Source organism: Halomonas sp. DP5N14-9 (assembly GCF_019802175.1).
Lineage (GTDB): Bacteria > Pseudomonadota > Gammaproteobacteria > Pseudomonadales > Halomonadaceae > Halomonas > Halomonas litopenaei.
Window position 1 is genome coordinate 40,213 of record NZ_JAHVHR010000009.1, and the last position, 23,595, is coordinate 63,807.

Genomic DNA, 23,595 nt, shown 5'->3' on the forward strand with positions numbered 1-23,595 from the left:
AGTATCTGTGTTATCGGCTGCCGGGGAGGGATCTTTAGGCGTCGTTCAGCGCCCGGCCAGTCGATAGACGGTCTGGCCACGCAGACGGAAGGCGTCGCTGATCTGGGAGAAGTTTTCCGAATGGCCGGCGAACAGCAGGCCGTCGGGCTTGAGCAGCGGTGCAAAGCGTTCGAGGATCCGCGTCTGGGTCGGCTTGTCGAAGTAGATCATCACGTTACGGCAGAAGATCGCGTCAAACTTGCCTTCCAGGCCCCAGCTCGGGGCGAGCAGGTTGAGCGACTGGAACGCAACACGTTGGCTGACGTCGGGATGAATCCGCGCCATGCCCTCGTGGCGGCCCTTGCCGCGCAGGAAGTGGCGCCGCTTGAGGCCCTCGTCCAGCCGCGCGAGCTGCTCGATGCTGTAGACCCCGGCGCGGGCCCGGGCCAGGGCGTCGGTGTCGATATCGGTGGCGATGACCTCGAACTTGCCGGTATTGCCGCTGAAGACGTCGCTCAACGTCATGGCGATGGAGTAGGGCTCCTCGCCGGTGGAGGCGGCGGCACACCACACTCGGTAACCGCCGGTACGGCCACTGGCGTGCTCGGCCAGCAGCGGAAAATGGTGGGCCTCCCGGAAGAAGGCCGTCAGATTGGTGGTCAAGGCATTGGTGAACGCCTCCCATTCCCTGGCATCCGGACGTCGTTCGAGTCTTTCCAGATAGTCGCTGAAGCGGGTCAGACCATGATGGCGCAGGCGCTTGGCCAGACGGCTGTAGACCATCTCGCGCTTGTGCTCGGCCAGCACGATGCCGGCCCGCTCATGGATCAGCTGACGAATGCGGCTGAAGTCGCGCTCGGTCAGCAGCAGGTCACGCTCGAGCGAGGGGATCCCCTCGCTCGTGCTCCAGCTGCCTGGTGGTGCCAGGGGCTCGTTCAAAAGGCTTCCCACTCCTCATGGTGTGTCTGGGCGGCTGGCGCCGGCTCGCGTCGCGGCGCACTGTCGTCGGTGCGTGGGTCCTGACGCTCGCGCTTCTCGCTCACCGTTTCCTGGGCCGAGCCCTTCAGGCGGAAGGCGCGAATGGCGAAGGCCAGTGCCTCGCTGTGGGCGCGCAGCTGGTAGGCGGCGGCGGCGGAGGTCTGGACACGGGCGGCGTTCTGCTGGGTCACCTGGTCCATCTCGGTCACCGCCTGGTTGATCTGGACGATGCCGTTGCTCTGCTCGTTGGAGGCGGCGGTGATCTCCGCCATGATGTCATTGACCCGGGTGGTGGCTTCCATGACCTCGGTCATGGAGGCTTCGGCCTGGCGCACCAGCTCGGCGCCGCCGTCGACCCGCTGGTTGGCGTCGTCGATCAGCCCACGGATCTCGCTGGCGGCGTCGGCGCTGCGGCCGGCCAGCTTGCGCACCTCGCCGGCCACCACCGCAAAGCCACGACCCTGCTCGCCGGCCCGGGCGGCTTCCACCGAGGCATTCAGCGCCAGGATATTGGTCTGGAAGGCGATGGCATCGATGGTGGAGATGATCTCCGCCATCTTGCGCGAGCCCTCGGTAATCTCGCCCATGTTGCCCACCAGGCGCTGCATCAGCTCGCTGGTGGCCTGGGTGCGCTCGGCGTTGTCCGAGGCAAGACCACTGGCCTGACGCGCGTTGTCGCTGTTGTGGGCGACGGTGGTGGTCATCTCTTCCATGCTGGCGGCGGTCTGCTGCAGCGACGACGCCTGCTGCTCGGTACGCGCCGACAGGTCCTCGTTGCCCCTGGCGATATCGGCTACCGCCGGGGTGACCTGGTCGATGGCCTTGTTGACGTCGCCGATGATGCTGCCGAGGCTCTTGCGCATCACGTCGAGGCCGGCGATCACGCGGCCCATCTCGTCGCGCCGGGCGCTGGGCACTTCGGCGCCCAGGTTGCCCGAGGCGATCTGCAGGCTGAAACGCTCCACTTCGCGCAGCGGCTTGAGCATGGCACGCATGGTCAGGCCACCGATCAGCACCAGCAGCAAAAGGCCCGCACCGAGCACCCCGGCCAGCACCATCAGCATGGTCTGCTGCATCTGACTGGCTTTTGCCGCCAGGGCGTTGGCGGCGGCCTGCTTGTCCTGGATCAGGGTGGTGACCCGATCGGACAGCGCCTTGCCCTCGGCCTCTACCACGCCGATGTGGTTGGGCAGGGCGACGAACACCTCATAGCTGTCTTCACCCGTGAGGATCTCGATCGACTTGCCCAGGGAGTTCTCCAGGTACTCATTGAGCTGGCGCTCGAAGATGTCGGCCAGGGCGGTCTGGTTGACTTCGCGCTCGCGATAGCGCTCCCACAGTCCGCCGAGGCTCTGCTGGATCACCGAAAGCTCGGCGGCGTGCTCATCACGCTTGTCCATCAGCGCCATGCGCTCCTTGCCCACCAGCGACGAATACCCCTGGGTGATCAGCTGGTCCATGCGCTGCAGGCTGGCCACGTCCTGCAGGCCGTCCTGGTGGATGGACGCCAGATAGCCCACCGACTGACGCTCGGCGTAGAGCCCGATCGCACCGCTGGCCGCCAGCAGCACCGCCGCCACCCCGATCAGCCCGATCAGACGCGCCTTCATGCTCTTGAGGTTCAGCCGTCCCAGGGCGCCGAAAAGCCCGCGCCGGCGCAGCTGGCCCTGGCGCAGGGCGTAGCGGGGGCGGCGCTTGCCGGCGCGGTACTCGGCGTAGGCGCGCTCGGCCAGGGCGATCTCGTCACTCGATGCCTTGACCCGCACAGAGGCATAGCCGACCACCTCGCCGCCCTCTTCCAGCGGCGAGACGCTGGCCCTGACCCAGTAGTAGTCGCCGTTCTTGCGGCGGTTCTTGACCAGTCCCTGCCAGGTTCTGCCGGCCTGAAGGCACTTCCACAGGTCGGCGAAGGCGGCCGGCGGCATCTCGGGGTGGCGCACCACGTTATGGTGTTCGCCGATCAGTTCGTCGCGGGAAAAACCGCTGACCTCGACGAAGGCCGGGTTGGCGTAGGTGATCCGGCCCTGGAGGTCGGTGCGGGAGATCAGGAAATGATCGTCGTCGAGCACGAATTCCCGCTGGGTGGTCGGTTGATTGTTTCGCATCTTGCCCCCTGCATGGTCGTTTTCTTGTGTGGTTGTCGCGGGTGCTGCCCGAGGTCATTAGGGGTGTCCCCGGGCAGCCCTGAGTGAGGTCGTCAGAACGACTCCCACTCGTCGTCGCTGCTGCTGTCGTGCTGGCTGGTGCTGGTACTGGTGTTGCTGTTGGTCTGGCCGGCTCCGGGTCTTTGCCCGGCGTGGCGGCTGGCCTCGGCGTCGCGCTGGCTCGATCGCAGTGCCGGCATCCAGCGGGCCAGTTCGTCCTGGCTGTGGTCGGCATCGGCCCCGCTGTCGGCCAGCTGGAAGCGGCTCATGGTGGCGGTCAGACGGCTGGCCTCGGCCTCGAGCTGGTTGGAGGCCGAGGCGGCCTGCTGCACCATCTGGGCGTTCTGCTGGGTCACCTGTTCCATCTGGTTGATGGCGTCGTTGACCTGGCCGATGCCGTGGCTCTGCTCGCTGGTGGCCGAGGCGATCTCGTCCATGATGTCGCTGACGCGAGTGACCGAGGTGACCAGTTCCTGCATCACCTGGCCGGCCTCATCCACCAGCTCCGTGCCCGAGCCGACCTGATTCAGCGAGGCGTCGATCAGCTCGCGAATCTCGCGGGCCGCCTCCGACGAGCGGCTGGCCAGCTTGCGCACCTCCTCGGCGACCACCGCAAAGCCGCGGCCGTGCTCGCCGGCACGCGCCGCCTCCACCGAGGCGTTCAGCGCCAGGATGTTGGTCTGGAAGGCGATGGCGTCGATGGTGCCGACGATGTCGGCGACGCGATGAGAGCCCGAGCGGATGTCGTGCATGGTGGTGACCACGCTTTGCATCACCTCGCCGCCGCGGCCTGCGGCGCTGCTCGCTTCGTTGGCCAGTTGGCTGGCCTGGCGGGCGTTGTCGGCGTTCTGGCTGACGGTGGAGGACAGCTCCTCCATGCTCGAGGCGGTCTCCTCCAGCGAGGCGGCCTGCTGTTCGGTGCGGGCGGACAGGTCGTTGTTGCCGCCGGCGATATGCTGGGCACCCTGGTAGATCAGGTTGCCGCTGTCGCGTACCGCGCCCACGGTGCCAGCCAGCCCCGCCTGCATCTTGGCCAGCGAGGCGTAGAGACGGCCGATCTCGTTATTGCCGCGCTCGGGAATCTGCAGGTCCAGGCGGCCGGATTCCACCGCCTCGAAGTAGCCGACCAGCCGCCCCAGCGGACGAATCACGTTGACCGTGACACCCCACAGCACGCCGCCGATGGTCAGGGCGGCGACGATCAGCACGGCGACGATGGCCCACTGCAGCAGACCCATGTTCTCGAGGAAGGTGTCGTAGAGCGCGGCGCCGTTGCTCTCGGCGGCGACGAAGAAGTCCACGGCTGCCTGGTAGAAGGCGTCGCTGAGCGCGATCAGGCCTTCACGATTCTGGGTGAAGGCGTCGGTGTCGCCCTCTGCCAGCGCCGCCCGCTGCGGGATCATCCCCTGGTCGATCAGGGCGCGGAAGGCCGCTTCCACCCCGGCGATGCGCTCGGCCTGTTCGGGGCGGCTCGGCAGCGCCATGAACTCGGCGAAGGTGGCCTCCAGGGTGGCCAGGTCGTCGTCGAGGGCAGCCGCCGCCTCGATCAGCGGTTCGCGCTCCTCCGGCCACACCGCGTCGAGCAGTCCGGCCTGGATGTCGCGTAGCTCGAGCTGCAGGAACAGCTGCTGGGAGTTGGCCCGGTTGAGGGCGGATTGCTGGTCGACGTTGACCTCGTTCAGGCGCTGGATCGAGTCTTCGCTGAGCGAGGTGATATAGAGGCCGAGGGCGCTGAGCAGCGCCACCAGCAGGGCGAAGGTGCCCAGTACCAGCGTCCAGCTCAGCCTTACCGTCATGTCATTGAGTCGCTTCACGTGCCTTTCCTGTACGGGCGTCGTTTCAAGGGTCCAGGGACCGGATAGATCGGGAGCAGAGGGCGTCAGGCACCGTCACCGGCGTGTTCGACCAGGGCCATTTCGTCGCTGGTCAACAGCTTGTCGATGTCCACCAGCACCAGCATGCGGTCCTCGAGGCTGCCCAGGCCGCTCAGGTAGTCCGACGACAGGGTCACGCCGAACTCCGGGGCCGGCTTGATCTGTTCCGGGGCCAGGGTCATCACGTCGGATACCGCATCGACCACGATGCCCACCACGCGGGTACCCACGTTGACCACGATCACCACGGTCTGGCCGCCGTACTCGACCCGCTCCAGGCGGAACTTGATGCGCAGATCGACGATGGGAACGATGACCCCGCGCAGATTGGTCACGCCCTTGATGAAGGCCGGGGCGTTGGCGATGCGGGTGACGTTCTCGTAGCCGCGGATCTCCTGGACCTTGAGGATGTCGATGGCGTATTCCTCGTCGCCCAGGGAGAACACGAGGAATTCACGATGGCTCAGGTCGGTGGCCGCCTGTGCGGCCAGATCGGTGTGCTGGTTCATGCTGAAAGGTCCTCCGTCAGGGGCTGGGATTCAGGCAAAAGGTGGGCGCCGCGAGTATCGTGGTGGCGTCGCTGCTTCTTCTCGCGGTCGAGGCGGTGCAGGTCGGCGATGTCCAGGATCAGCGCCACGCTGCCGTCACCCAGGATGGTGGCGGCGGACACGCCCGGCACTCGCCGGTAGTTGGTTTCCAGGTTCTTGACCACCACCTGCTGCTGGCCGATCAGGTCGTCCACCAGCAGGGCGTAGCGGCGCCCTTCGCCCTGGACGATGACGGCGATGGTCTCGGTGATCTCGGTGCGGGCGTTGGCCACGTCCAGCGCCGAATGGACCGCCACCACCGGCAGGTACTCGTCGCGCACCTGCAGCACCTGGTCGTCGCCGGCCATGGCGTAGAGGTTGTCGCGGGAGGGCTGCAGCGACTCCAGCACCGCCGACAGCGGCAGGATGAAGGTCTCCTCGCCGACCCGAATCGACATGCCGTCGAGGATCGCCAGGGTCAGCGGCAGCACGATGCGGGTGGTGGTGCCCTGGCCCTGGCGCGACAGGATCTCGACGTGACCGCCCATGGCCTGGATGTTGCGCTTGACCACGTCCATGCCGACCCCGCGGCCGGACACGTCGCTGACCTGGGCGGCGGTGGAGAAGCCGGGGGCAAAGATCAGTTGCCACACCTCGTCATCGCTCATCGCGTCGGAGACGTTCAGGCCGCTTTCGCGGGCCTTGGCCAGGATGCGCTCGCGGTCCAGGCCGGCGCCGTCGTCGATCACCTCGATCAGGATGTTGCCGCCCTGGTGCTGGGCCGACAGGGTCAGCCGCCCGGTCGCCGGCTTGCCGGCGGCAAGACGCGCCTCGGGCGACTCGATGCCGTGGTCCAGGCTGTTGCGTACCAGGTGGGTCAGGGGGTCGATGATGCGCTCGGTCAGGCTCTTGTCGAGCTCGGTGGACTCGCCCTCGGTGGTCAGTTCCACGTCCTTGTCGAGCTTGGAGGCCAGATCACGGACCAGCCTCGGATAGCGGCTGAAGACGTAGTCCATCGGCACCATGCGTACCGACATCACCGCCTCCTGCAGATCCCGCGCATTGCGCTGCAACAGGCTCATGCCGTTGAGCAGGCGCGGATCGGCGGCGGCGTCGAGCTCGCTGACGGTCTGGTCGAGCATCGACTGGGTGATGATCAGCTCACCGACCAGATTGATGATCTGGTCGACCTTGTCCACCGAGACGCGGATGGAGCTGGCCTCCTTGACCGGCTTGGCGCTGGTCTTGCGCTGCTGGCGCGGCGGGGACGAGCCGGCATCCGCGGTAGTGGCGGCGGCGGGGGCAGTGGCAGCAGCGGCGGCGGGGCCGGCATCAGCGCCGGGCGTCGCAGCGACTGGCTCGGCCGCAGGCGCTGGGGCGGCGGGGGCTTTTTCTGCGGTATCGCCGGCGCCAGCGCTTTCCGGGGCGCTGTCAGTGCCGGTAACGGGGGCTGTGTCAGCGACACTCTGGCAGGGACCTATCTCGACCTGGTCGGCCTCGGCGATAAAGCACATCACCGCCTCGATATCCTCGGCGCTGACGCTGGTGGACAGCACCACCTCATGGCGCTGGGCGTCGCCGCGTCGCTCCAGCACCTCGCCGAGCTGGGCCAGCTCTTCCACCAGCAGCTCGCGGTCCTTGTCGGCGACGCCGATCAGCGCCACCACCAGGGCCGTGCCGTCGTCCTGTGCCGGCGCTTCACTGGTGGCGGCTTGATCCGCGGGCGAGTCGGCGGGCGGAGCCGTCGCCGCCGGGGCGGGGGCCGGATCAGCCGCTTCCGCCGCCGCAGGTGCCGCAGGCTCGGCGCCGCCGTCCAAGGCCTGGCCAATCTCCTCCAGTGCCAGGGTCTTCAGGGTCTGACAGATGCGCTCGTAGGCCTCCTGGTCCGGCGCCTGTTCGTTGCGGTAGGCGTCGAGCTGGTCGTTGAGCATGTCCTTGGTTTCCAGAAAGGTGTCGACGATGTCGGGGCGAAGGCGCAGCTCGCCGCGCCGGGTATGGTCGAGCAGGTTCTCGAACAGGTGGGTGGTGCGCTGCAGGATCTCGAAGCCGAACGTACCGGCGCCGCCCTTGATCGAGTGGGCGGCGCGGAAGATGGCGTTGAGCTGCTCGGTGTCCGGCGCTGCTGGATCCAGCTCCAGCAGATGGCGTTCCATGTCCGCCAGCAGTTCTTCGGCTTCCTCGAAGAAGGTGTCGTAGAAGTCGGTGATATCCATGCCTGTGTCACCCTTGTTCTGGTTCAGTGCGGCTCGTCTGGCGGCGACGCTGGGGAATTGGCCAGGGCGGTGTGAAAGCGTGCCTCGATGTCCTCGAGGGGACCGGCGAGCTGGGCCTCACCGCCGCCCCTGGCGGGCCTGGGGGCTCGCGGATCGAGGGTGCCGGGGTGGCGAATCAGCTCGGCGACGCTGGGAAACAGCACCACCAGTTCGATACGTCGATTGATCGGGTCATCGGCGTCGGTGCCAGGCATCACCACCTGGTCGGCGAGGCCTGCCACCCGCAGCAGCTTGTCGCCCTCGAGGCCGCCATCGAGCAGCTCCCGGCGCGAGGCGTTGGCGCGGTCCGAGGAAAGCTCCCAGTTGCTGTAGCCTCCCCGGCCGTTCAGGTAGGCCAGGCTGTCGGTATGGCCACTGATGCTCAGGTCGTTGGGCAGGTCGTTGAGCAGTGGCGCCATGGTGCGCAGAAGATTGCGCAGGTAGGGCGCCACGCGGTCGCTGCCGAGGGCAAACATTGGCCGCTGCTCGTCGTCCAGCAACTGGATGCGCAGCCCCTCCTGGGTCATGTCGAAGCGCAGCTGGTCACGCAGTCCGCGCAGGCTGGGGTCCTGCTGGATGGCCAGCTCGATGCGCTGCTGCAGGTCACGGAAGGCGCGTCGTTGCTGCTCGCTGGGGCGGGTCTGGCGCTTGAGGTCGATGCGCATGCGCTCGCCCTGCTGGCTGGTCACGTCGGGCCCGCCACCGGGGATGACCTGGGGGCTCATGGCCACGCTGTCGCCATTGGTCATGGCGGCCAGCAGCGGCATGCTGAAGTAGTCGGCCACGCCCTCGCGGGTCTCGCGGCTGGCGGAAGACAGGATCCACATCACCAGAAACAGCGCCATCAGCGCCGTCATGAAGTCAGCCAGGGCTATCTTCCAGCTACCGCCATGGTGGCGATGCACCACCTTCTTGCGGCGGATGATGATCGGTCGGCGCTGGTTGGGGCTGCTCATGCGGCCCCCGCGCTGGCCTTGGCGTCACGCACATGGTCCTCGAGCTCCTTGAAGCTCGGGCGTTCGCTGGTGTGCAGCGCCTTGCGGCCGAACTCCACCGCCAGCTGCGGCGGATAGCCGTGCAGACTGGCCAGCAGGGTAACCCTCAGGCACTGCAGCATCTTGATCGACTCGCCGGTCTGGCGTTCGATGCGGTAGGCCAGCGGGCTGATGAAGCCATAGCCGAGCAGGATGCCGAGGAAGGTGCCGACCAGGGCGTGGGCGATCATCACCCCCATCTCGGCGGGATCGGCGGCGGTGACGCTCAGCGCCTTCACCACCCCCATCACCGCGGCGACGATCCCGAAGGCGGGCATGGAATCGCCGACCTTGGCGATGGCGTCGGCAGGAATATGCGCCTCCTGCTCGAACATCTCGATCTCGTGGAGCATCAGCTCGTCGATTTCCATCGGGTCCATGCTGCCGGCCACCATCAGGCGAAGGTAGTCGGTCAGGAAGTTCATGATCATCGGGTCGGCGACGACCTTGGGGTACTCGCTGAACAGCGCACTTTCGGCGGGATTGTCGATGTCGCGCTCGATGCCCAGCATGCCGTCGCGGCGCACCTTGGCCAGCAGCCGGTAAAGCAACGCCATCAGCTCCATGTACATAGCCTTGTCGTAGCGCTTGGAACGCCTCAGGCGAGGAAAGATGCGGAAGGTCGCCTTGAGCGCCTTGCCGTGGTTGGAGGCGATGAAGGCGCCAACGCCGGCGCCACCGATCATCAGCAGTTCGGTCGGCTGGAACAGCGGGCCGAGGCTGCCGCCGGAGAGCACGAAGCCCCCGAATACCGACAGCAGCACGACCGCGAATCCAATAGGTATCAGCACGACGACTATCCTTTGCAGAGACGTGGAAGACGTTCTGCTTCAGTTATCGGCGTGCCGGCGACAGACTTGAGCCGTGAAATCACCGTTCAACGAAAAAATATGCAGGATCGGTGGGCCCAAGGAAGAAGGGGGAGAGAGTAAAGACAGAGTGAAGGTAGAGAGGTAGAGAGGGAGAGAGCGGAGAAAGAGAGGGTAAGAGAGTGAGAGGGCGAGGGGGTGGGGCCTAGCGAGAAGGGAGTAGGGCGAGTGAAACAGGGCGGATAAACGCAGACTGGACTGCCGCAGGGCGCCCCGACAAGGAGTCGCCCTGCGGCCTGCGGTGGTAAAGAGGGGTCAAGCCAGATGCTTGACCGGCCCTGCAATCGCTGGCGTCTCTGCCGCCTTGGCGGCCTCGTCCTTCTGCGCCTGGCGACGGCGGGTCTTGCCGGCGCGGGACGGTGGCTGGCAGATGCCGCAGACGTAGTCGTGGCTCGGCGAGTGAGCGTGGGCCACGAAGTTGCCATGACAACGGGTGCAGGGCGTCAACTGCAGCAGGTCGCTTTCAAAAAAGCGGATCAGCGTCCAGGCCCGGGTCAGCCCCAGCACCGGCTCGGCGGCGTCGATGTCGATCTGCTCGGTGTACAGCCGGTAGGCCTTGACGAAGGCCTCCATGCGCTCGCATCCCTGGTCCTGCAGGCGCTGATAGAAGGCGTAGAACAGCGACGAGTGGATGTTCGGCAGCCAGGTGATGAACCAGTCGGTGGAAAACGGCAGCATGCCTTTGGGCGGTGACATGCCGCGGACCTCCTTGAACAGCCGGATCAGGCGGGCCCGACTGAGGTCGGTCTCGGTTTCCAGGACCTGCAGACGCGCACCGAGTTCGATCAGGTCGATGGCGAGCTGCACCTGATGCATCTCCTGGACCAGGCTCTTGGTGCTCATGTCAGCGCGCCTCCGGTAGAGGCCGCGCTGCAGGCCATCAACAGCGAGGAGTGGAGGTGAGCCAGGCCCTGTTCCCGCGGGTTGTCCACCACCTGACGCAGTTGCTCGGTGGAGCCGAGCCCCAGTTGGCAGAGCAGTTGGTTGGTGCGTGACAGCCGGGTCAGCTGGCGTGCATTGAAGCTTTCCAGCAGCTCGGCCTGTTCTTCGCTGATGTTCAGACGCAGACGGGCGGTGGTGCGGTCTTCGGCCAACAGACGTTGGGCCAGCAGAAGATAGGCAAGATTCAACTCCTGAATCTCGTCGATCAGTGACTGATTGCTCATGGGTTCCCTGCCTTGATCGTTTTTTTGCTGATCATCGCCAGCTTTAGGTATTGCCGATATACCTGAATAGGTGCGGACGGACACTATCGGAACTTTTTGACGTTTAAGTGTCAGGTCCGTGTCCACCATTCGAAGTATTGTCGATTGCTATCAGTGTGGCGCAAGCCAGGAGGGAGGAAAAAGCTTCAACGGTGTCCGTATGATGTGTATCAAGAAAAGTGAATATTCAAAGAAAACCGATATTTACGACGCCAAAAAAACCCAAGTTTAATTAGTCTTGTACATTTTATTACATTCTGTTTCGCGAGTCGCTCGCATTTAGCTCGCCTACCCACACCAGCAGTTCGGCGATCACCTGGTAGAGACGAGGCGGAATCTGCTCGTCCAGATCGAGCTGCATCAACAGGCCCACCAGCGCCGGTTCATCATGGACGTGGATTCCCTGGCGGCGGGCTTCGTCGATGATGCGCTCGGCGATATCACCGTAGCCCTTGGCGATCACCCTCGGTGCCTGATCATTTTCACCATAGCTCAGCGCTACTGCATGGCGGCGTGAGGGTGCGGGTTGGTCATCGCTCACTTGGGAAGCTCCTCGGCAGACCTGCTGTCACCTTCGGTGATGGTCAGCTCCACCCGGGCGAAGCCATGACCCTCAAGGCGCTGTATCAGTGTTTCGCGCCCCTGCTCGAGTCGATCCCTCAGGCCCTCGGCGGACGTCGCCAGGCGCAGGCTCAGGTGCTCTTCACCGAGCAGCGCGGACACTCTGAGCGAGCCATGTTCGGCCAGCTCGAGTTCCAGCTCGGTACGCCAGGCGTGTTCCTCGTCCTTGCTGTCGTCGCGGCCCTTGCCGCCGCCCTGATGATCCGGCTCCCGTTGCGGCGGATGAATGGCGAGCGCCATGAACAGTCCGCTCCAGACATCGCCTTCCCAGCGCAGCACCGGGGTGGCCAGCATCTCGAGCTGGTGGCGCACCAGCGGAGCGAGGCTCTCGTGGACGCCGCTTGGGGATGCGCCCTCGCGACGGGCGGCGGCGGCATCGTCCGACGTGCTCGAGACGCCCTGGGCGCCCTGGGCATTGGCGGCGATTGTCGTCGCCAGGCTGGGCAGATAGCCGGCCGGCTGGGAGCTGCGCCAGGGCGCCAGCGGGAAGGCGGGCGCAATGTTCGATTGAGAGCCCGGTTGAGCGCTCGGTTGCCCGGCCATTGCGCCCGCTTGAGTAGAGAGCCGACCAGAGCCTGAAGCGGGGGAGTGCCCAGAGGTCTGAGCATTCGCCTCGCTGGCCATTGGCCGAAACACCAGGGCGCGCCACATCTGGGGCTCCCGTGCCAGCTGGGCGCGGTCCAGGTTGCCGTGAAACCAGCGATTGAGGTGAGACTCGTAGAACAGGCCGCTGTCGCGCACGCGCTCGCCCAGGCGCTCGGCGAGCATCGTGACGGCGGGCCCCGACGGGCCAGTGGCCAGCCCGGCCGTTGCGCTGGTCGCCGTGGTTGTCGTGGTTGCCGGGGCGCCGTGTGTGGCGCCTTGAGTCGACGGCGCCCCGCTCTGGGGCGCTTGTTGGGCGGGGCTCGCCGTCAGCAGGGGACCCGTCGATGTCAACGCCGAGGGCGGCGCCGGAAAACGCGCCAGCAGCTCGGCGATGCGAGCGCCCGGTGCGCTCAATCGGGTGATGGTGGAGGCGGGACGATCGCTGTCGGTGGGGACCTCGGCGTTCGGTGTTGCCGGGCGCTGGCCGGTGGTGGCGGCGGCTTGCTGGGGCCGCCGTGCGTCCAGGCGCGAGTCGCTATGGACCGCGCCTGGCCCCCGTCCCGGGTCCACCGGCTGGACCGGGGCGTTGGGGTCCTTGGTCGGGGGCACGTCGACACGCTTGCCCAGCACCTGGTGGAGCAGGGTATCGATCAGCGGTGTGATGCCGCTCACGGCGTCTCGCGTCGAAAGCGGGTGCCGGCGTTGACCACCCGGCCACCGGCGTAGGCGCGGTGCAGGTCCTGCTGGTTGCGCGACACCTTGAGCAGTTCGCCGAGTTCGTCGCGGCGGTGAACCAGCTTTTCTCGCAGCGCCAGATCATTGACCAGAATGGCCTCCAGCAGGCTGCCCAGGCGCTGGCGCTCGTCGGCGTCGAGGCTTGCCATCGGTGCCGCGCCATCGAGTGTCGCTCCATCACGTGCAGCGCTGTCGAGAGCGGCAACCTGGCTGACATAGTCGCCCTCAATAGCAATCAGCTCGTCCCAGGCGTGGTCGGCGGCCAGCGACAGCATCCGTTCGGTCATCGCCAGCAGTGCCTCGTAGCGAGACAGCAGGGGGCCTTGGGTATCTGGGCCTTGGGTATCTGGACCGTGGTACTCGGCAAGCGGTGGCATCTAGGACCTCAAGCGCTCAGGGGTGGGTGGTGGTGCCGATCTCGCGCCAGGCCGAGGCGATATCCTCGATCAGGCGTTCGGCTTCGTCGAGGCCACTGGCGTCGTTGCGCAGGTTGGCGTCGAGCAGGCGGCGCGCTATGTAGTCATAGAGGCTGTCGAGCTGCAGTGCCACCTCGCCGCCCTGCTCGCCGTCCAGCACCGCGCGCAGGCCGCTGTTGACGATATCCAGTGCCTTGGAGATGGCGGCGCCCTTGGCCGGAATATTACCGTCTTCCAGGTGCAGGCGGGCGGCGCGAATCGACGCCTGGGCGCCGTCGAACAGCATCACGATCAACTGGTGGGGGCTGGCCGACATCACGCCGCTCTCCACCCCCATGCGGGCGTAGGCGCCGGCGCCGCGGCCATAGGTGGCCTGTGCTTGTGTCATTGGTTGTCTCCTCGGCTGGGTCTGGCGGGCTCAGGGCTATTGGTTCAGCTGGGCGTTCAGCGCATCGAACTGCTGGGTCAGGTAGCTGCTGGTCTGGTTCATGCTGGCGATCATGCTGTCCAGCTGTCCGAATTGGCTGCGGTAGCGCTCCACGGTGGCCTCGATGCTCTGCTCGGTGCGCTCGTACTGGCGGTCGAGGCTCTCCATGCGGGTCTCGAGCCCGCTGGTAGCATTGTCGAGCAGGCCGCCGTCATCGAGGATGGCGCCCAGGGTGTCGTCGAGGCTGTCGGCAAGACCTACCCCGTCCTCGCCACCGGTAAAGAAGTCGGCCAGGTCGCCGCGCTGGCTGGAGATGACCTCGTCGAGGCGCTCGTCATCGAGTTCAAGGGTGCCGTCGAGCTGCAGGGTGATGCCGATATCGCTGAGGGTGCGGAAGTCACCCTGGGCCACGCCGCCGGACAGGGTGCCGCGCAGCCGCGATTCGATGCTGCGCAGGGTGGCGTCGCCAAGTAGTTCGCCCGAGGCACCGCTTTCGGCGTCGAAGCTGGTCAGCGTGCCCATGGTGTCCTTGAGCTCGTTGTAGCTGTCGACAAAGCCGCTGACCGCTTCACGCAGGGCCAGGTTGTTGTACTCGACCTTGACCGTGGTCTCGCCGACGTCCGTCAGGGTCAGGTCGACGCCCTCGATGGCCCCCTCGACGCTGTTGGAGGCACTGGTGATAGCGATGCCGTTGACCGTCAGTGCCGCGTCTTCACCGGCCACCGACTGGTGCATGCCGGCGCCGGTGTCGTCGGGGTCGGGGCTTGAGATGTCGAACGCCAGCTTGGTCTGCAGCTCGGTATCGGCAGCGTCATCCGGCACGAAGCTCACGGCGCTGATCGACGCCTCGGCGCCGGTCTTGTCGCTCGAAAGCACCAGACGGTAGGGGTTGTCGGCGTCGCCGGTATTGATGATCGAAGCGCTGACGCCGGCCTCGGCGTCATTGATGGCGTCGCGCAGTCCCTCCAGGGTGCTGTCTTCCTGGCTCAGGCTGATGCTGACGTCTTCGCCACCCACGGTAAGGCTCAGGGTACCGGCGCCCAGCTCGCTGTCCCTGGCGTCGAAGCCGTCGCTGGCCAGGCTCTGGGCTCGGGCCAGCCGGGTCACCTCGACGTCGTAGCGGCCGGGGCTCGCCAGCTCGCTGGCGCTGGCGCTGATACCCTCGCCCTCGACGCTGCTCGACAGGCTCTGGTAAAGCGCCGGGTCGCCGAGCTTGTCGACCGCTTCCTGGAAGCTGTTCAGCGCGCCTTCCAGGGTGCCGTAGGCGGAGATCTTGGCCTGATAGCTCGCCTGCTGGGCCACGATGGGCTCCAGCTGCTTTTGCTCCGCCGCCTCGAGCTGATCGAGCAGCCCGTTGAGGTCGAGACCGGAGCCGATGCCGAGCGATGAGATCGAGGCCATGTCGTCCTTCCTGTGTGATGGGGGCAGTGTGACAGAACGCCGGCAGGCCAGTGGCTCGAACAGGCGTCCTTGTGCTTGGTATATCGGGTTATCGGCGGGTGCTCATCGGACTTGAGCGTCAGGCGCCGATGATCACCTCGGCCTGGATCTCGCCCAGCGCGGCCAGCGTCTCGCCTTCTACCAGCGGGCCGATCAGCGGCTCCCGCGGGACCTGGCTGGGCGGCTTGCCGGCCATGCGCTGTACCCGCGAGGGCCGGCCCTGGTCGTCCAGCGCCAGTACCCAGCCGAGCGATGCGTCGTCAAAGCGCACCAGCGAGCCGATCGGGTACAGACCGAAGCGCCGGATAAAGCGCTTGACCCAGCTGGTGTCGAACTTGTCGGGGTGGTCGAGCAGGTAGCGGTAGATCGCCGCGAGACGCCAGGGCGGACGGTCGGGGCGCTGGGCACGCATGGCATCGATGGCGTCGACCACGGCACTGGCCCGGGCCAGCTCACGTAGCTCGTCGTCGCGGATGCCGGCGGGATAGCCGCTGCCGTCGAGGCGCTCGTTGATCTGGCAGGCGGTGGCCTCGAACACCGAGGCGTTGATCCAGGCGCAGTGGCTGAGGCGCTCGCGCAGCCAGCCCACGTGCTGGACCAGACGATTGCGTTCGGCGTCGCCGAAGGTCGGCGTCAGGCGCAGGGGCTCGGGCAGCAGCACCTTGCCCAGGTCATGAATCATGGCGCTGGCGACGATGGACTTGCGCAACTCGCCGGGCAGGCTGTCTTCCAGCAGGTCGATCAACAGGATCGCCACCGACAGGCCGTGGCGTACCGGCCAGGACTCGCGGGTCAGGAACCTCAGCGCGAACAGCACGCCGTCGCGGTCTTCGTCGTACAGGGCCAGCAGATGGTCGGCCTGGCGCGACAGGCGCGGGCCGTGGATGCAGCCGCCCTGAATCAGCTCCATCGCCTGGGCGTGCAGGTAGCCGGCTACGCGCGACAGCCGCTGGGTCATGACGGTGGGGTAGGCTTCCGCCTCGCGACGGCCAAGGCGCGGGCCGCGGCGCCCTGCCGGTAGCTGAAACAGCGGCGAAGGCGGTCGCCTGGAATCCACCCCTTCGGCGATGCGCGCGGCCTCGCGCTCGACCTCGCGTACCAGCTTCCACAGGGTGCGATCCTGGTGGGCACCGACGCCGACGAAGCGAAAGCCGGCCTCGACCAGCCGCCGTTCGGGGTCGAAGCGATGATGTTGCACGACGGCCTGGAGCGCCAGACGGGTGCCATCGGGAAAGCCCAGCTCCAGCGGCACCGGCAGCTCTCTGTTGGTCAGCACAGGAGCGGCGGTGCGCGGGAGGTCGAGGCGACAGCCGTCCACCGACAGATCGATCAGGTCGCCGTGCAAGTCCTGGCTATCGCCGTCTCTGAGCACCGCCTCGGCGGCCATGCCCAGGCGCAGGCGCGCGCGAAAGCTTTGACGGCGCTGTAGCCGCTCCAGCTGGTCCGGGTAGGGGCAGCGCCACAGCCGGCGCAGCGGAACGCCTTGGCCGGGCGAGCGGCTGGCTTCCCGCGACAGCGCCGCCTCGCTCGGCGCCGTGGTCATCTCGCCGTCGGCGGCCGTGATCGCCGGAGTGCGGGTGATCATGCCCTCGCAGTAGCCGACCAGACGAAAGGATTTGCCCTGCTTAAGCTGGCGGTGAAGCCCCTCCACCGCGGTGATGTCCAGGGTGATGGACTCCCCCGGGGCAATCTCCATCAGCAGCACCGGTGTCGGCGTTCCATTGCCTTCCTCCCACGCCAGTGCGGCCCCCTGGGGGCCGCTCAAGCAGTCCAGCAGCCTGGCGATTTCCTGGGGGGCGCGTACTTCCTCGAATTCTTGTTGGTCCGGCACCAGCGGGACTCCTCGACGACATCTGGCATACGTTGTCTCGGAGTATCGGCAGAATGTGCCGGATCTTTAGGCTGACAACCTTGTTCAGGCTAGACACTCGGCGGGGGCGTGACACCGATCAAGCGTTGTCAGGCCTGGGAGTGACGCTTGCGCCGCGAGCGGTCGATGGCGTCGCGCTGGCTGGCCAGGCGATGCTCGCCGAGAAAGCGGGTCAAGCGCTCGAAGGGCATGGGGTGGGCCAGGTGGAAGCCCTGGAAGGCGTCGCAGTGATGCTGCAGCAGGAACTCGTGCTGGGCCTCGTGCTCGATGCCTTCGGCCACTACCATCAGTTCCAGGTGGTGGGCCATGGCGATGATCCCCTGGAGGATGGCGCCATCCTCCTGGTTGTCCGGCAGTCCTTGGACGAAGGTGCGATCGATCTTCACCGTGCTGACCGGCAGGTGCTTGAGGTAGCCAAGGCTCGAGAAGCCGGTGCCGAAGTCGTCGATGGCCACCTCGACACCCATGTCGCGCAGCGACTGCAGCGTCTCGATGGCATTCGGGGTGTCGTGCATCAGGATGCCCTCGGTCAGCTCGAGGGTGAGCTGGTGGGCCTCGATCCCGGTCTGGTTCAGGGTGTCGCGTACGGTCTCGAGGAAGTTGGCCCGGCGGAACTGCAGCGGCGACAGGTTGACCGCCACCGCCAGGCCCTCGAGGCCGGCCTCGTTGAGGAGCTGCAGGTCGCTGCAGGCGCGGGTCAGCACCCAGTGGTTGATGGCGATGACCTGGCCGGTTTCCTCGGCCAGGGCGATAAAGTCCTGGGGCGGCACCTGGCCGCGTACCGGATGTTCCCAGCGCAACAGCGCCTCGACTCCGATGATCGCCCGGTGGTTGTCGAACACCGGCTGGTAGTGCAGGCGTAGCTGCTCACCGTCGATGGCGGCCTGCAGGTCATGGCGCATCGCCACCCGCTCGTTTACCCCCCAGGTGATGTCCTGGCTGAAGTGCTGCAGCGCATTGCGTCCCTGGTGCTTGGCCTGGTACATGGCCATGTCGGACTGCTGCAGCAACTGCATCGGTTCGATGGTGACGTCGCTGGACACCGCCACCCCGATGCTGGCGGTAACGTGCAGCTCATGCTCGCCGACCCGGTAGGCCTGGGCCACCTTCGGCAGCAGACGTTCGGCCAGGGTCACCGCCTGCTCGGGCTCGTCGAGGTCCGGCAGCAGCACCACGAACTCGTCGCCGCCGAAGCGGGCCACGGTATCCCCGGGCCTGAGCGCCTCGGTGAGCCGCTGGGCGACCTGGATCAACACCTTGTCGCCGACGTCGTGGCCGAGGCTGTCATTGATCGGCTTGAACTCGTCCAGGTCGATGAACAGCACGCCAAGATGGTGGGACTGGCGCTTGGCCAGGGCGAAATCGTGGCGCAGGCGATCCTCGAACAGGGCGCGATTGGCCAGGCCCGTCAGGGCGTCGTGGCTGGCATGGTAGGCCAGGCTCTCCTCGTAGGCCTTGTGCTCGGAGATGTCGTGCTGGACGCCGACGAAGTGAGAGACCTCACCTTCGCTGTCCATCACCGGCGAGATGTAGAGGTCGTTCCAGAAGGCCTCGCCGTTCTTGCGATAGTTGAGCAGGGTGGCGCGGACTTCGCTGTGGTTTGCCAGCTGGCGACGAATGCGTGCCACCACCTGTGGATCGCTCTCCTCACCTTGCAGGAAACGGCAATTGCGCCCCAGCACTTCTTCCTCGGGATAGCCGGTCATGCGCATGAAGGCCGGGTTGGCGTAGATGATCGGCAGCTCCGGCGAGCGCGCATCGGCGATCACGATGCCATTGATGCTGGCCTCGACGCTGCGCTGCAGGATGCGCAGCTGGGTCTCCTGGGCGTGGCGCTCTGTCACGTCCTTGGCGATGCCGAAGGTGCCGCTGATGTCGCCGTCGATGATGATCGGCAGGTTGGTGATGTCCATCACCCGCCTGCCCAGGGGGGTGGTGATGGGCAGGGTGTAGCGGGTCACCTCGCCCTTGAGCGTCTTGCGCACCGCGTCGCGCACCCAGGAGCGATCCGTTTCCTTGACGAAGACCTCGTAGTGCCGCCCCAGGATGTCACCCAGCGGCACCCCGGTAAGGGTCGAGCAGGTGGTGTTGGCGGCGACGAAGATGCCTTCGTGGTCGAGGGAGTAGATGGCGTCGGGGTTGTAGGTGAACAGCGAGCGGTAGCGCTGTTCGCTCTGGAACAGCGCCTGGCGGTCCTGGTCGCGTTCCACCGCCAGGGCGACCAGCTCCAGGCAGCGCTCGATACGCCTGCTGGGCTCGGCCTGTTGTGCCGGCGGGTGTCGAAAGAACAGGCTGACCACCCCCAGCAGGCGTTCATCGCTGGCGATGACCGGGTAGGCCCAGCAGGCCATCAACTCGCCGTCGCGCAGGCGCGGGTGCACGCCGGCGCAGGCCGGGTCCTCGGTGATGTCGTCGCTGGCCCGGGGGGCCCTCGCCGCGGCGGCGCTGGCCCAGGTGCCGAAGGTGCCGCCCACCGGGGTTCTGGCGAGCAGTGGTGCCATCTCAGATGGCAGGCTGTGGCCCGCGGTCAGGCTCAGGGTCTCGCCGCCGGGGTCCAGGGTCAACACGGTCGCGATGGCATTGGGGAGGTGGCCCTCGAACAGCCTGCAGCAGGCCTCCAGGGTCTCGGTCAGTGGCGCCTCCCGGGCGATCATCGACTGGATGCCCTGGTAGCTTTCGAGCTGGTCCTGGGCGGCCACCAGGCTCTGGGTCTGCCACAGCAGGGTGCGCATCAACGACAGGCTGATGGCCAGGCTGTAGGACATGATCAATCCGATCAAGGTGATCACTGCCGGCAGGCTGCCGGCCAGCCACCAGTCACTGTCGGGGCCTGGCAGCGCGCGCAGGGTCAGGGTGCGCCCGTCCAGCTCCAGGGTCTGCTCGGCCAGTCTGGGTAGGGTCGGGTCCTTGACCTGCCAGGTGTCTTCGCCAAAACCGCACCACCAGACGCCCTGGCTGTCGGTGACGGCCAGCAGGGTGCGGTCGGCAACGCTGCGGTGACTGGGGGCCAGGGTGCCGGGCAGATCGATGCAGGCGACCAGGCGCAGATCCTCATCGGCCAGGGTCCTGACCATGCGTGCCGACGTCGCCAGCGGGTTGTCGGGCAACTCCAGCCGTAGTTCGCCGCGGGCCGGCCTGGGCAGTGCCTCGCTCAAGCGGCAGACGCTGTCCTGGGCACGCCGTGAGCGCAGCCATAGCCGCTGGTCGCCGCGATACAGCGCCAGGCTCTCCAGGCTTTGTACGTCTCGCAGATAGAAGGTGATGACGTCGGCCAGGGTATTGGCGTCGGTCGTCTGCTCGCCGGCACGGTTGGCCAGGCGGTCGAGCCAGCGCTGGTGTAGCGCCATCTGGCCGCGTGCGCGCTCTTCGATGTTGGTCAGGGTATTGGCGGCGTCCTGCTGGACGTGGCTCTGGCGCACATGGTTGAGCGACAGCCAGGCCAGGCTGCTGAGCAGTACCCCGGCACAGGCCACCGCGATGCTGGCGCGTTGTAGGCGCAGCGGGCGGTTGGGCGGGCGTGAGGCAGCCACCAGCGAGGCCGGGCCGGCGATCAGGTAGAGCAGACACACCGCCATGGGCGAGGTGCTGCGGGTCACCTCCCAGACTTTGGGTGCCTGGCCAGGAATCACCAGCCAGACGGTAAAGATCGCGCCGATCAGCAGCAGCAGCCCCCCCGACAACCGCCACCAGAAGGAGCCCTGGCGATGCTCCACCCCGATCATCAGGGCCACGCAGCCCGGCAGCATCGCCAGGCCCGCCCAGCTGGTCATGCGCGGACCGCCGGTCAGCAGCGACTGCACGTCGGCAGGGCCGCTGGCGACCAGGTCATGGACGATGGCGTACAGCGCCAGCAGCAGCATCATCAGGCCGCAGACGCTGCGGCCACGCGGTCTGCGCAGTACCTGCAGCAGAACGCCGCCGCCGCCAGCGAGGCTTGCCAGCGCCACATCGGGGACCAGCAGCGGCTGTTCCACCGGGTGGATCAACCAGGCGGCGAGACCCGCAGCGCCGACCATCAGCAGTCCGCTGGAGGCCATCAGCAGCCAGGCATCTTCCGCCACATCGCGCAGTCTAAACGGCATCCTACCCACGACCCCCTTGGCGACCCTGCTTCCGGGCGCTCATTTCCTTGTCCTTCCGACGCTATGACGAAGACTCGCCATCCTCACAGCATGGCAGGCGACAGCGTTGATAGCGGCCACCGTGGTGCGTCTACCGCCCGAGGCAAAGGCGCCTTTGGACGGGCGGTCCGGTATCCCTGGACGCGTTTGCTCGAAATGGCACCAAAACAGTCTTCAACATACCTCAATCACCCGCGAGTGCTAGCCCCTGATGTCAGCATCCACTACCAGAGTCAGCGTCCAGCAAGGGCGCGAGGGGGACAACCGTAGAGGGCATGCTTCAGCGAATGGGCACAAAGAGGGCACAGGAAAGCATGCAGAACAGTCACAGACCCGATTAAGCGCGGGTGAAGACCCGATGGAGAGCCGATAAAGAGCCGATAAAGAGCCGGTGAGGGGGGCGAGCGAGTGAAGAGCGAGTGCAGGCCTGATGCGGACCTGATGAAAAGCGGCGCAGCCCCGGTAAAGAGCCGGCGCAGACCCGGTGAAAAGCAGCCGCAGGCGGCCCAGCAGGCGGTCAAGCAAGCCCCCAGGCAAGAGCCTTCCAAAGAAATTTGCCCGCCAGGGCTAAAGCTTTTCGACGAGCCACCGATAAAGAGGGTAACGGCCAACGGCGCCGTTGCGGCAGGCCAAGACGGTCCGCCAATGGAGCCCAACCCTTTAAGGAAGGATGACACCATGTCCGTGATCAATACCAATATCACTTCCATGATTGGTCAGCAGAACCTCAACGCGTCCAAGAGCGCCCTGACCACCTCCATGGAGCGCCTGTCCTCCGGCCTGCGCATCAACAGCGCCAAGGACGACGCCGCCGGCCAGGCCATCGCCAACCGCATGTCCTCCCAGATCACTGGTCTGTCCCAGGCCCAGCGCAATGCCAACGACGGTATCTCCGTTGCCCAGACTGCTGAAGGCGCGCTCAACCAGGTTAACGATAACCTGCAGCGTGTGCGTGAACTGACCGTTCAGGCCCAGAATGGAACAAACTCTACTGAAGATAAACAATCCATTCAGGACGAAATTAACCAGCGTCTCGATGAGATTGATCGTATTTCTGAAGAAACTGACTTCAATGGCGTAAAGGTTCTTGCTAGTACGCAAAATCTCAGTATCCAAGTTGGTGCTAACGATGGTGAGAACATCAGTGTCAACTTGGAAAAAACTGATCGTGCAAGCCTTGGGCTTGATGGGTTCAACGTCAGTGCTTTGTCTGGTCCCATCACCGAAATCACTTCTACAAGTGCGGGAGGTGTGGAGACTACCACGCCTGTCGACTTCTCTGGGCTAGGTGCTCTCACCGCGTCAGGTGGGGCTTTGGATGGACAAAGTTTAACGCTGCGTGGCTACGGTGATTTCGATGCGGACGCCGGGACCTATGCAAATTATGCCATCGAAGATGATAATGGTAACTTGTATAAACTCGATGCAACAGGCACAGCCGCCGATGATATTGCCTTTGATGCTTCGGCTGGTACATTCGCTATCGGTGCTAACATTGACGCGACCGACTCCGCGGATCTTGATAGTTTGGCAACTGCCTATGACGATGACGTTGCAGCAGGTCTTTCTTCAACAGCGAATCCGCTTGGCACTATAGATAGTGCGCTCAAGATGGTCGATGAGCAGCGTTCAGAACTGGGTGCGATCCAGAATCGTTTCGAGTCTGCAATCACCAATCTGAGCACCACCGAGACCAACCTGTCTGCCGCCCGTTCGCGTATCGAAGACGCCGACTACGCGGTGGAAGTGGCCAATATGACCCGCGCGCAGATCCTGCAGCAGGCCGGTACCTCTGTGCTGGCTCAGGCCAACCAGGTGCCGCAGTCCGTGCTGTCCCTGCTGGGCTAAGCTAAGGCTTGGCCGCAAGGCTGAAGTGGTAAGTAACGACGGGGCCGAAAGGCCCCGTTTATGCTATTAGCTATTCAGGTGACAACATGACGGAATATGCTTTGGTCAGTAGCAAGGAAGAGCTGAAGCAGGCCTTAAAATCTGAGACAAGAAACATAATCATTACCAACCAGTCCTTGGCCGCTAATGTTGTCCGTATAAAAACAGCATCAAAGGTGGCTTTGGTCGCAGTGGTGGGCGGTGCCGGTTTTGCGGCAGTGAGTTTCTGGAACCCTGTAGGGTGGACCGCCGGAGCAGTGGGAATTGCAGCAGGTGGAGCGACGCTAACCCCAGCGGTTTTGGCCCTAAGCCTGAGTGCCAGTCTGATTTTCCTGATTTATAACGGTTACTCTATCAAAGGAAAGGGGAAGTATACGGCACCCGATGGCTCGGTGTTTGAAGGGGAAGTTATTTTGGAGAAAAAATGACCAGCACTGACTATTAGCAAGTCATCGATAAACTACAAACCGCCATCGAAGATACTCAGCATGCTCGACGCATCGAGGGAGCGAGTATAGGTACTGAGATGCTTGAGGTTTAAGAAAAGCTGTGACTCAGTAGCGGAAGTATACGCTGACGATGGTGGACGCTTGATTCACATGAAACGACTGATAGCCGACCTTTCCGGAAA

18 protein-coding genes are annotated in these 23,595 nt (G+C 65.4%); 2 read left to right on the forward strand and 16 right to left on the reverse strand.

What is annotated here, in order from left to right; genetic code table 11:
* Positions 1–45: 45 nt before the first annotated feature.
* From KUW00_RS06925 to KUW00_RS22535, 16 genes are all read right to left on the reverse strand, one after another.
* A complete protein-coding gene (locus KUW00_RS06925) occupies positions 46–918 on the reverse strand; it encodes a CheR family methyltransferase (RefSeq protein WP_222516297.1) in 873 nt (290 codons plus the stop codon).
* Entirely contained in the window at positions 915–3,062 is a 2,148-nt protein-coding gene (locus KUW00_RS06930; RefSeq protein WP_222568649.1) for a methyl-accepting chemotaxis protein, read from the reverse strand. The genes KUW00_RS06925 and KUW00_RS06930 overlap by 4 nt, the downstream gene beginning before the upstream one ends.
* Positions 3,063–3,154: 92 nt before the next feature.
* A complete protein-coding gene (locus KUW00_RS06935) occupies positions 3,155–4,915 on the reverse strand; it encodes a methyl-accepting chemotaxis protein (protein WP_315901112.1) in 1,761 nt (586 codons plus the stop codon).
* Positions 4,916–4,980: 65 nt separating this feature from the next.
* A complete protein-coding gene (locus tag KUW00_RS06940) occupies positions 4,981–5,484 on the reverse strand; it encodes a chemotaxis protein CheW (RefSeq protein WP_045992359.1) in 504 nt (167 codons plus the stop codon).
* Positions 5,481–7,715 (reverse strand): chemotaxis protein CheA, encoded by a 2,235-nt coding sequence (cheA, locus tag KUW00_RS06945; protein WP_222568650.1) that lies wholly within the window; start codon positions 7,713–7,715, stop codon positions 5,481–5,483. Before cheA ends, KUW00_RS06940 begins: the two co-directional genes overlap by 4 nt.
* Positions 7,716–7,738: 23 nt before the next feature.
* Positions 7,739–8,710 carry a flagellar motor protein MotB gene (motB, locus tag KUW00_RS06950; protein WP_083970640.1) on the reverse strand — a complete coding sequence of 324 codons (972 nt, stop codon included), beginning with the start codon at positions 8,708–8,710 and terminating at the stop codon, positions 7,739–7,741.
* Positions 8,707–9,579 (reverse strand): flagellar motor stator protein MotA, encoded by an 873-nt coding sequence (motA, locus tag KUW00_RS06955; RefSeq protein ID WP_045994770.1) that lies wholly within the window; start codon positions 9,577–9,579, stop codon positions 8,707–8,709. Before motA ends, motB begins: the two co-directional genes overlap by 4 nt.
* Before the next feature lie 333 nt (positions 9,580–9,912).
* A complete protein-coding gene (gene flhC, locus KUW00_RS06960) occupies positions 9,913–10,500 on the reverse strand; it encodes a flagellar transcriptional regulator FlhC (protein WP_045994769.1) in 588 nt (195 codons plus the stop codon).
* Positions 10,497–10,823 (reverse strand): flagellar transcriptional regulator FlhD, encoded by a 327-nt coding sequence (locus KUW00_RS06965; protein ID WP_045994768.1) that lies wholly within the window; start codon positions 10,821–10,823, stop codon positions 10,497–10,499. Before KUW00_RS06965 ends, flhC begins: the two co-directional genes overlap by 4 nt.
* 289 nt (positions 10,824–11,112) lie before the next feature.
* Positions 11,113–11,403 (reverse strand): EscU/YscU/HrcU family type III secretion system export apparatus switch protein, encoded by a 291-nt coding sequence (locus KUW00_RS06970; RefSeq protein WP_045994767.1) that lies wholly within the window; start codon positions 11,401–11,403, stop codon positions 11,113–11,115.
* Positions 11,400–12,740: a flagellar hook-length control protein FliK gene (locus KUW00_RS22530; RefSeq protein ID WP_222568651.1), complete on the reverse strand. Its 1,341-nt coding sequence runs from the start codon at positions 12,738–12,740 to the stop codon at positions 11,400–11,402. Before KUW00_RS22530 ends, KUW00_RS06970 begins: the two co-directional genes overlap by 4 nt.
* Positions 12,737–13,180, reverse strand: coding sequence for a flagellar protein FliT (gene fliT / locus KUW00_RS06980; RefSeq protein ID WP_045994765.1), 444 nt, complete (start codon positions 13,178–13,180; stop codon positions 12,737–12,739). The genes KUW00_RS22530 and fliT overlap by 4 nt, the downstream gene beginning before the upstream one ends.
* A 16-nt stretch (positions 13,181–13,196) precedes the next feature.
* Complete coding sequence (gene fliS, locus KUW00_RS06985; RefSeq protein ID WP_222568652.1) at positions 13,197–13,607, reverse strand: flagellar export chaperone FliS; 411 nt, start codon at positions 13,605–13,607, stop codon at positions 13,197–13,199.
* 36 nt (positions 13,608–13,643) lie between these two features.
* Complete coding sequence (gene fliD / locus KUW00_RS06990) at positions 13,644–15,047, reverse strand: flagellar filament capping protein FliD (RefSeq protein ID WP_222568653.1); 1,404 nt, start codon at positions 15,045–15,047, stop codon at positions 13,644–13,646.
* Positions 15,048–15,165: 118 nt separating this feature from the next.
* Entirely contained in the window at positions 15,166–16,917 is a 1,752-nt protein-coding gene (locus KUW00_RS06995) for a PilZ domain-containing protein (RefSeq protein WP_222568654.1), read from the reverse strand.
* A gap of 128 nt (positions 16,918–17,045) precedes the next feature.
* Positions 17,046–21,038 carry an EAL domain-containing protein gene (locus tag KUW00_RS22535; RefSeq protein WP_222568655.1) on the reverse strand — a complete coding sequence of 1,331 codons (3,993 nt, stop codon included), beginning with the start codon at positions 21,036–21,038 and terminating at the stop codon, positions 17,046–17,048.
* 717 nt (positions 21,039–21,755) lie between these two features.
* On the opposite strand from KUW00_RS22535, the gene KUW00_RS07005 reads away from it, so the two are divergent.
* Entirely contained in the window at positions 21,756–22,925 is a 1,170-nt protein-coding gene (locus tag KUW00_RS07005; protein ID WP_222568656.1) for a FliC/FljB family flagellin, read from the forward strand.
* An 86-nt stretch (positions 22,926–23,011) separates the two neighbouring features.
* Entirely contained in the window at positions 23,012–23,392 is a 381-nt protein-coding gene (locus KUW00_RS07010) for a hypothetical protein (RefSeq protein WP_222568657.1), read from the forward strand.
* Positions 23,393–23,595 lie beyond the last annotated feature (203 nt).

Bases quoted from the DNA above. Each gene is read 5' to 3' on its own strand.
- KUW00_RS06930 (WP_222568649.1), bottom strand. From the start codon at position 3,062: ATGCGAAACAATCAACCGACCACCCAGCGGGAATTCGTGCTCGACGAC.
- KUW00_RS06940 (WP_045992359.1), bottom strand. From the start codon at position 5,484: ATGAACCAGCACACCGATCTGGCCGCACAGGCGGCCACCGACCTGAGC.
- cheA (WP_222568650.1), bottom strand. From the start codon at position 7,715: ATGGATATCACCGACTTCTACGACACCTTCTTCGAGGAAGCCGAAGAA.
- motB (WP_083970640.1), bottom strand. From the start codon at position 8,710: ATGAGCAGCCCCAACCAGCGCCGACCGATCATCATCCGCCGCAAGAAG.
- flhC (WP_045994769.1), bottom strand. From the start codon at position 10,500: ATGAGCACCAAGAGCCTGGTCCAGGAGATGCATCAGGTGCAGCTCGCC.
- KUW00_RS06965 (WP_045994768.1), bottom strand. From the start codon at position 10,823: ATGAGCAATCAGTCACTGATCGACGAGATTCAGGAGTTGAATCTTGCC.
- fliT (WP_045994765.1), bottom strand. From the start codon at position 13,180: ATGCCACCGCTTGCCGAGTACCACGGTCCAGATACCCAAGGCCCAGAT.
- fliS (WP_222568652.1), bottom strand. From the start codon at position 13,607: ATGACACAAGCACAGGCCACCTATGGCCGCGGCGCCGGCGCCTACGCC.
- fliD (WP_222568653.1), bottom strand. From the start codon at position 15,047: ATGGCCTCGATCTCATCGCTCGGCATCGGCTCCGGTCTCGACCTCAAC.
- KUW00_RS22535 (WP_222568655.1), bottom strand. From the start codon at position 21,038: ATGCCGTTTAGACTGCGCGATGTGGCGGAAGATGCCTGGCTGCTGATG.
- KUW00_RS07005 (WP_222568656.1), top strand. From the start codon at position 21,756: ATGTCCGTGATCAATACCAATATCACTTCCATGATTGGTCAGCAGAAC.
- KUW00_RS07010 (WP_222568657.1), top strand. From the start codon at position 23,012: ATGACGGAATATGCTTTGGTCAGTAGCAAGGAAGAGCTGAAGCAGGCC.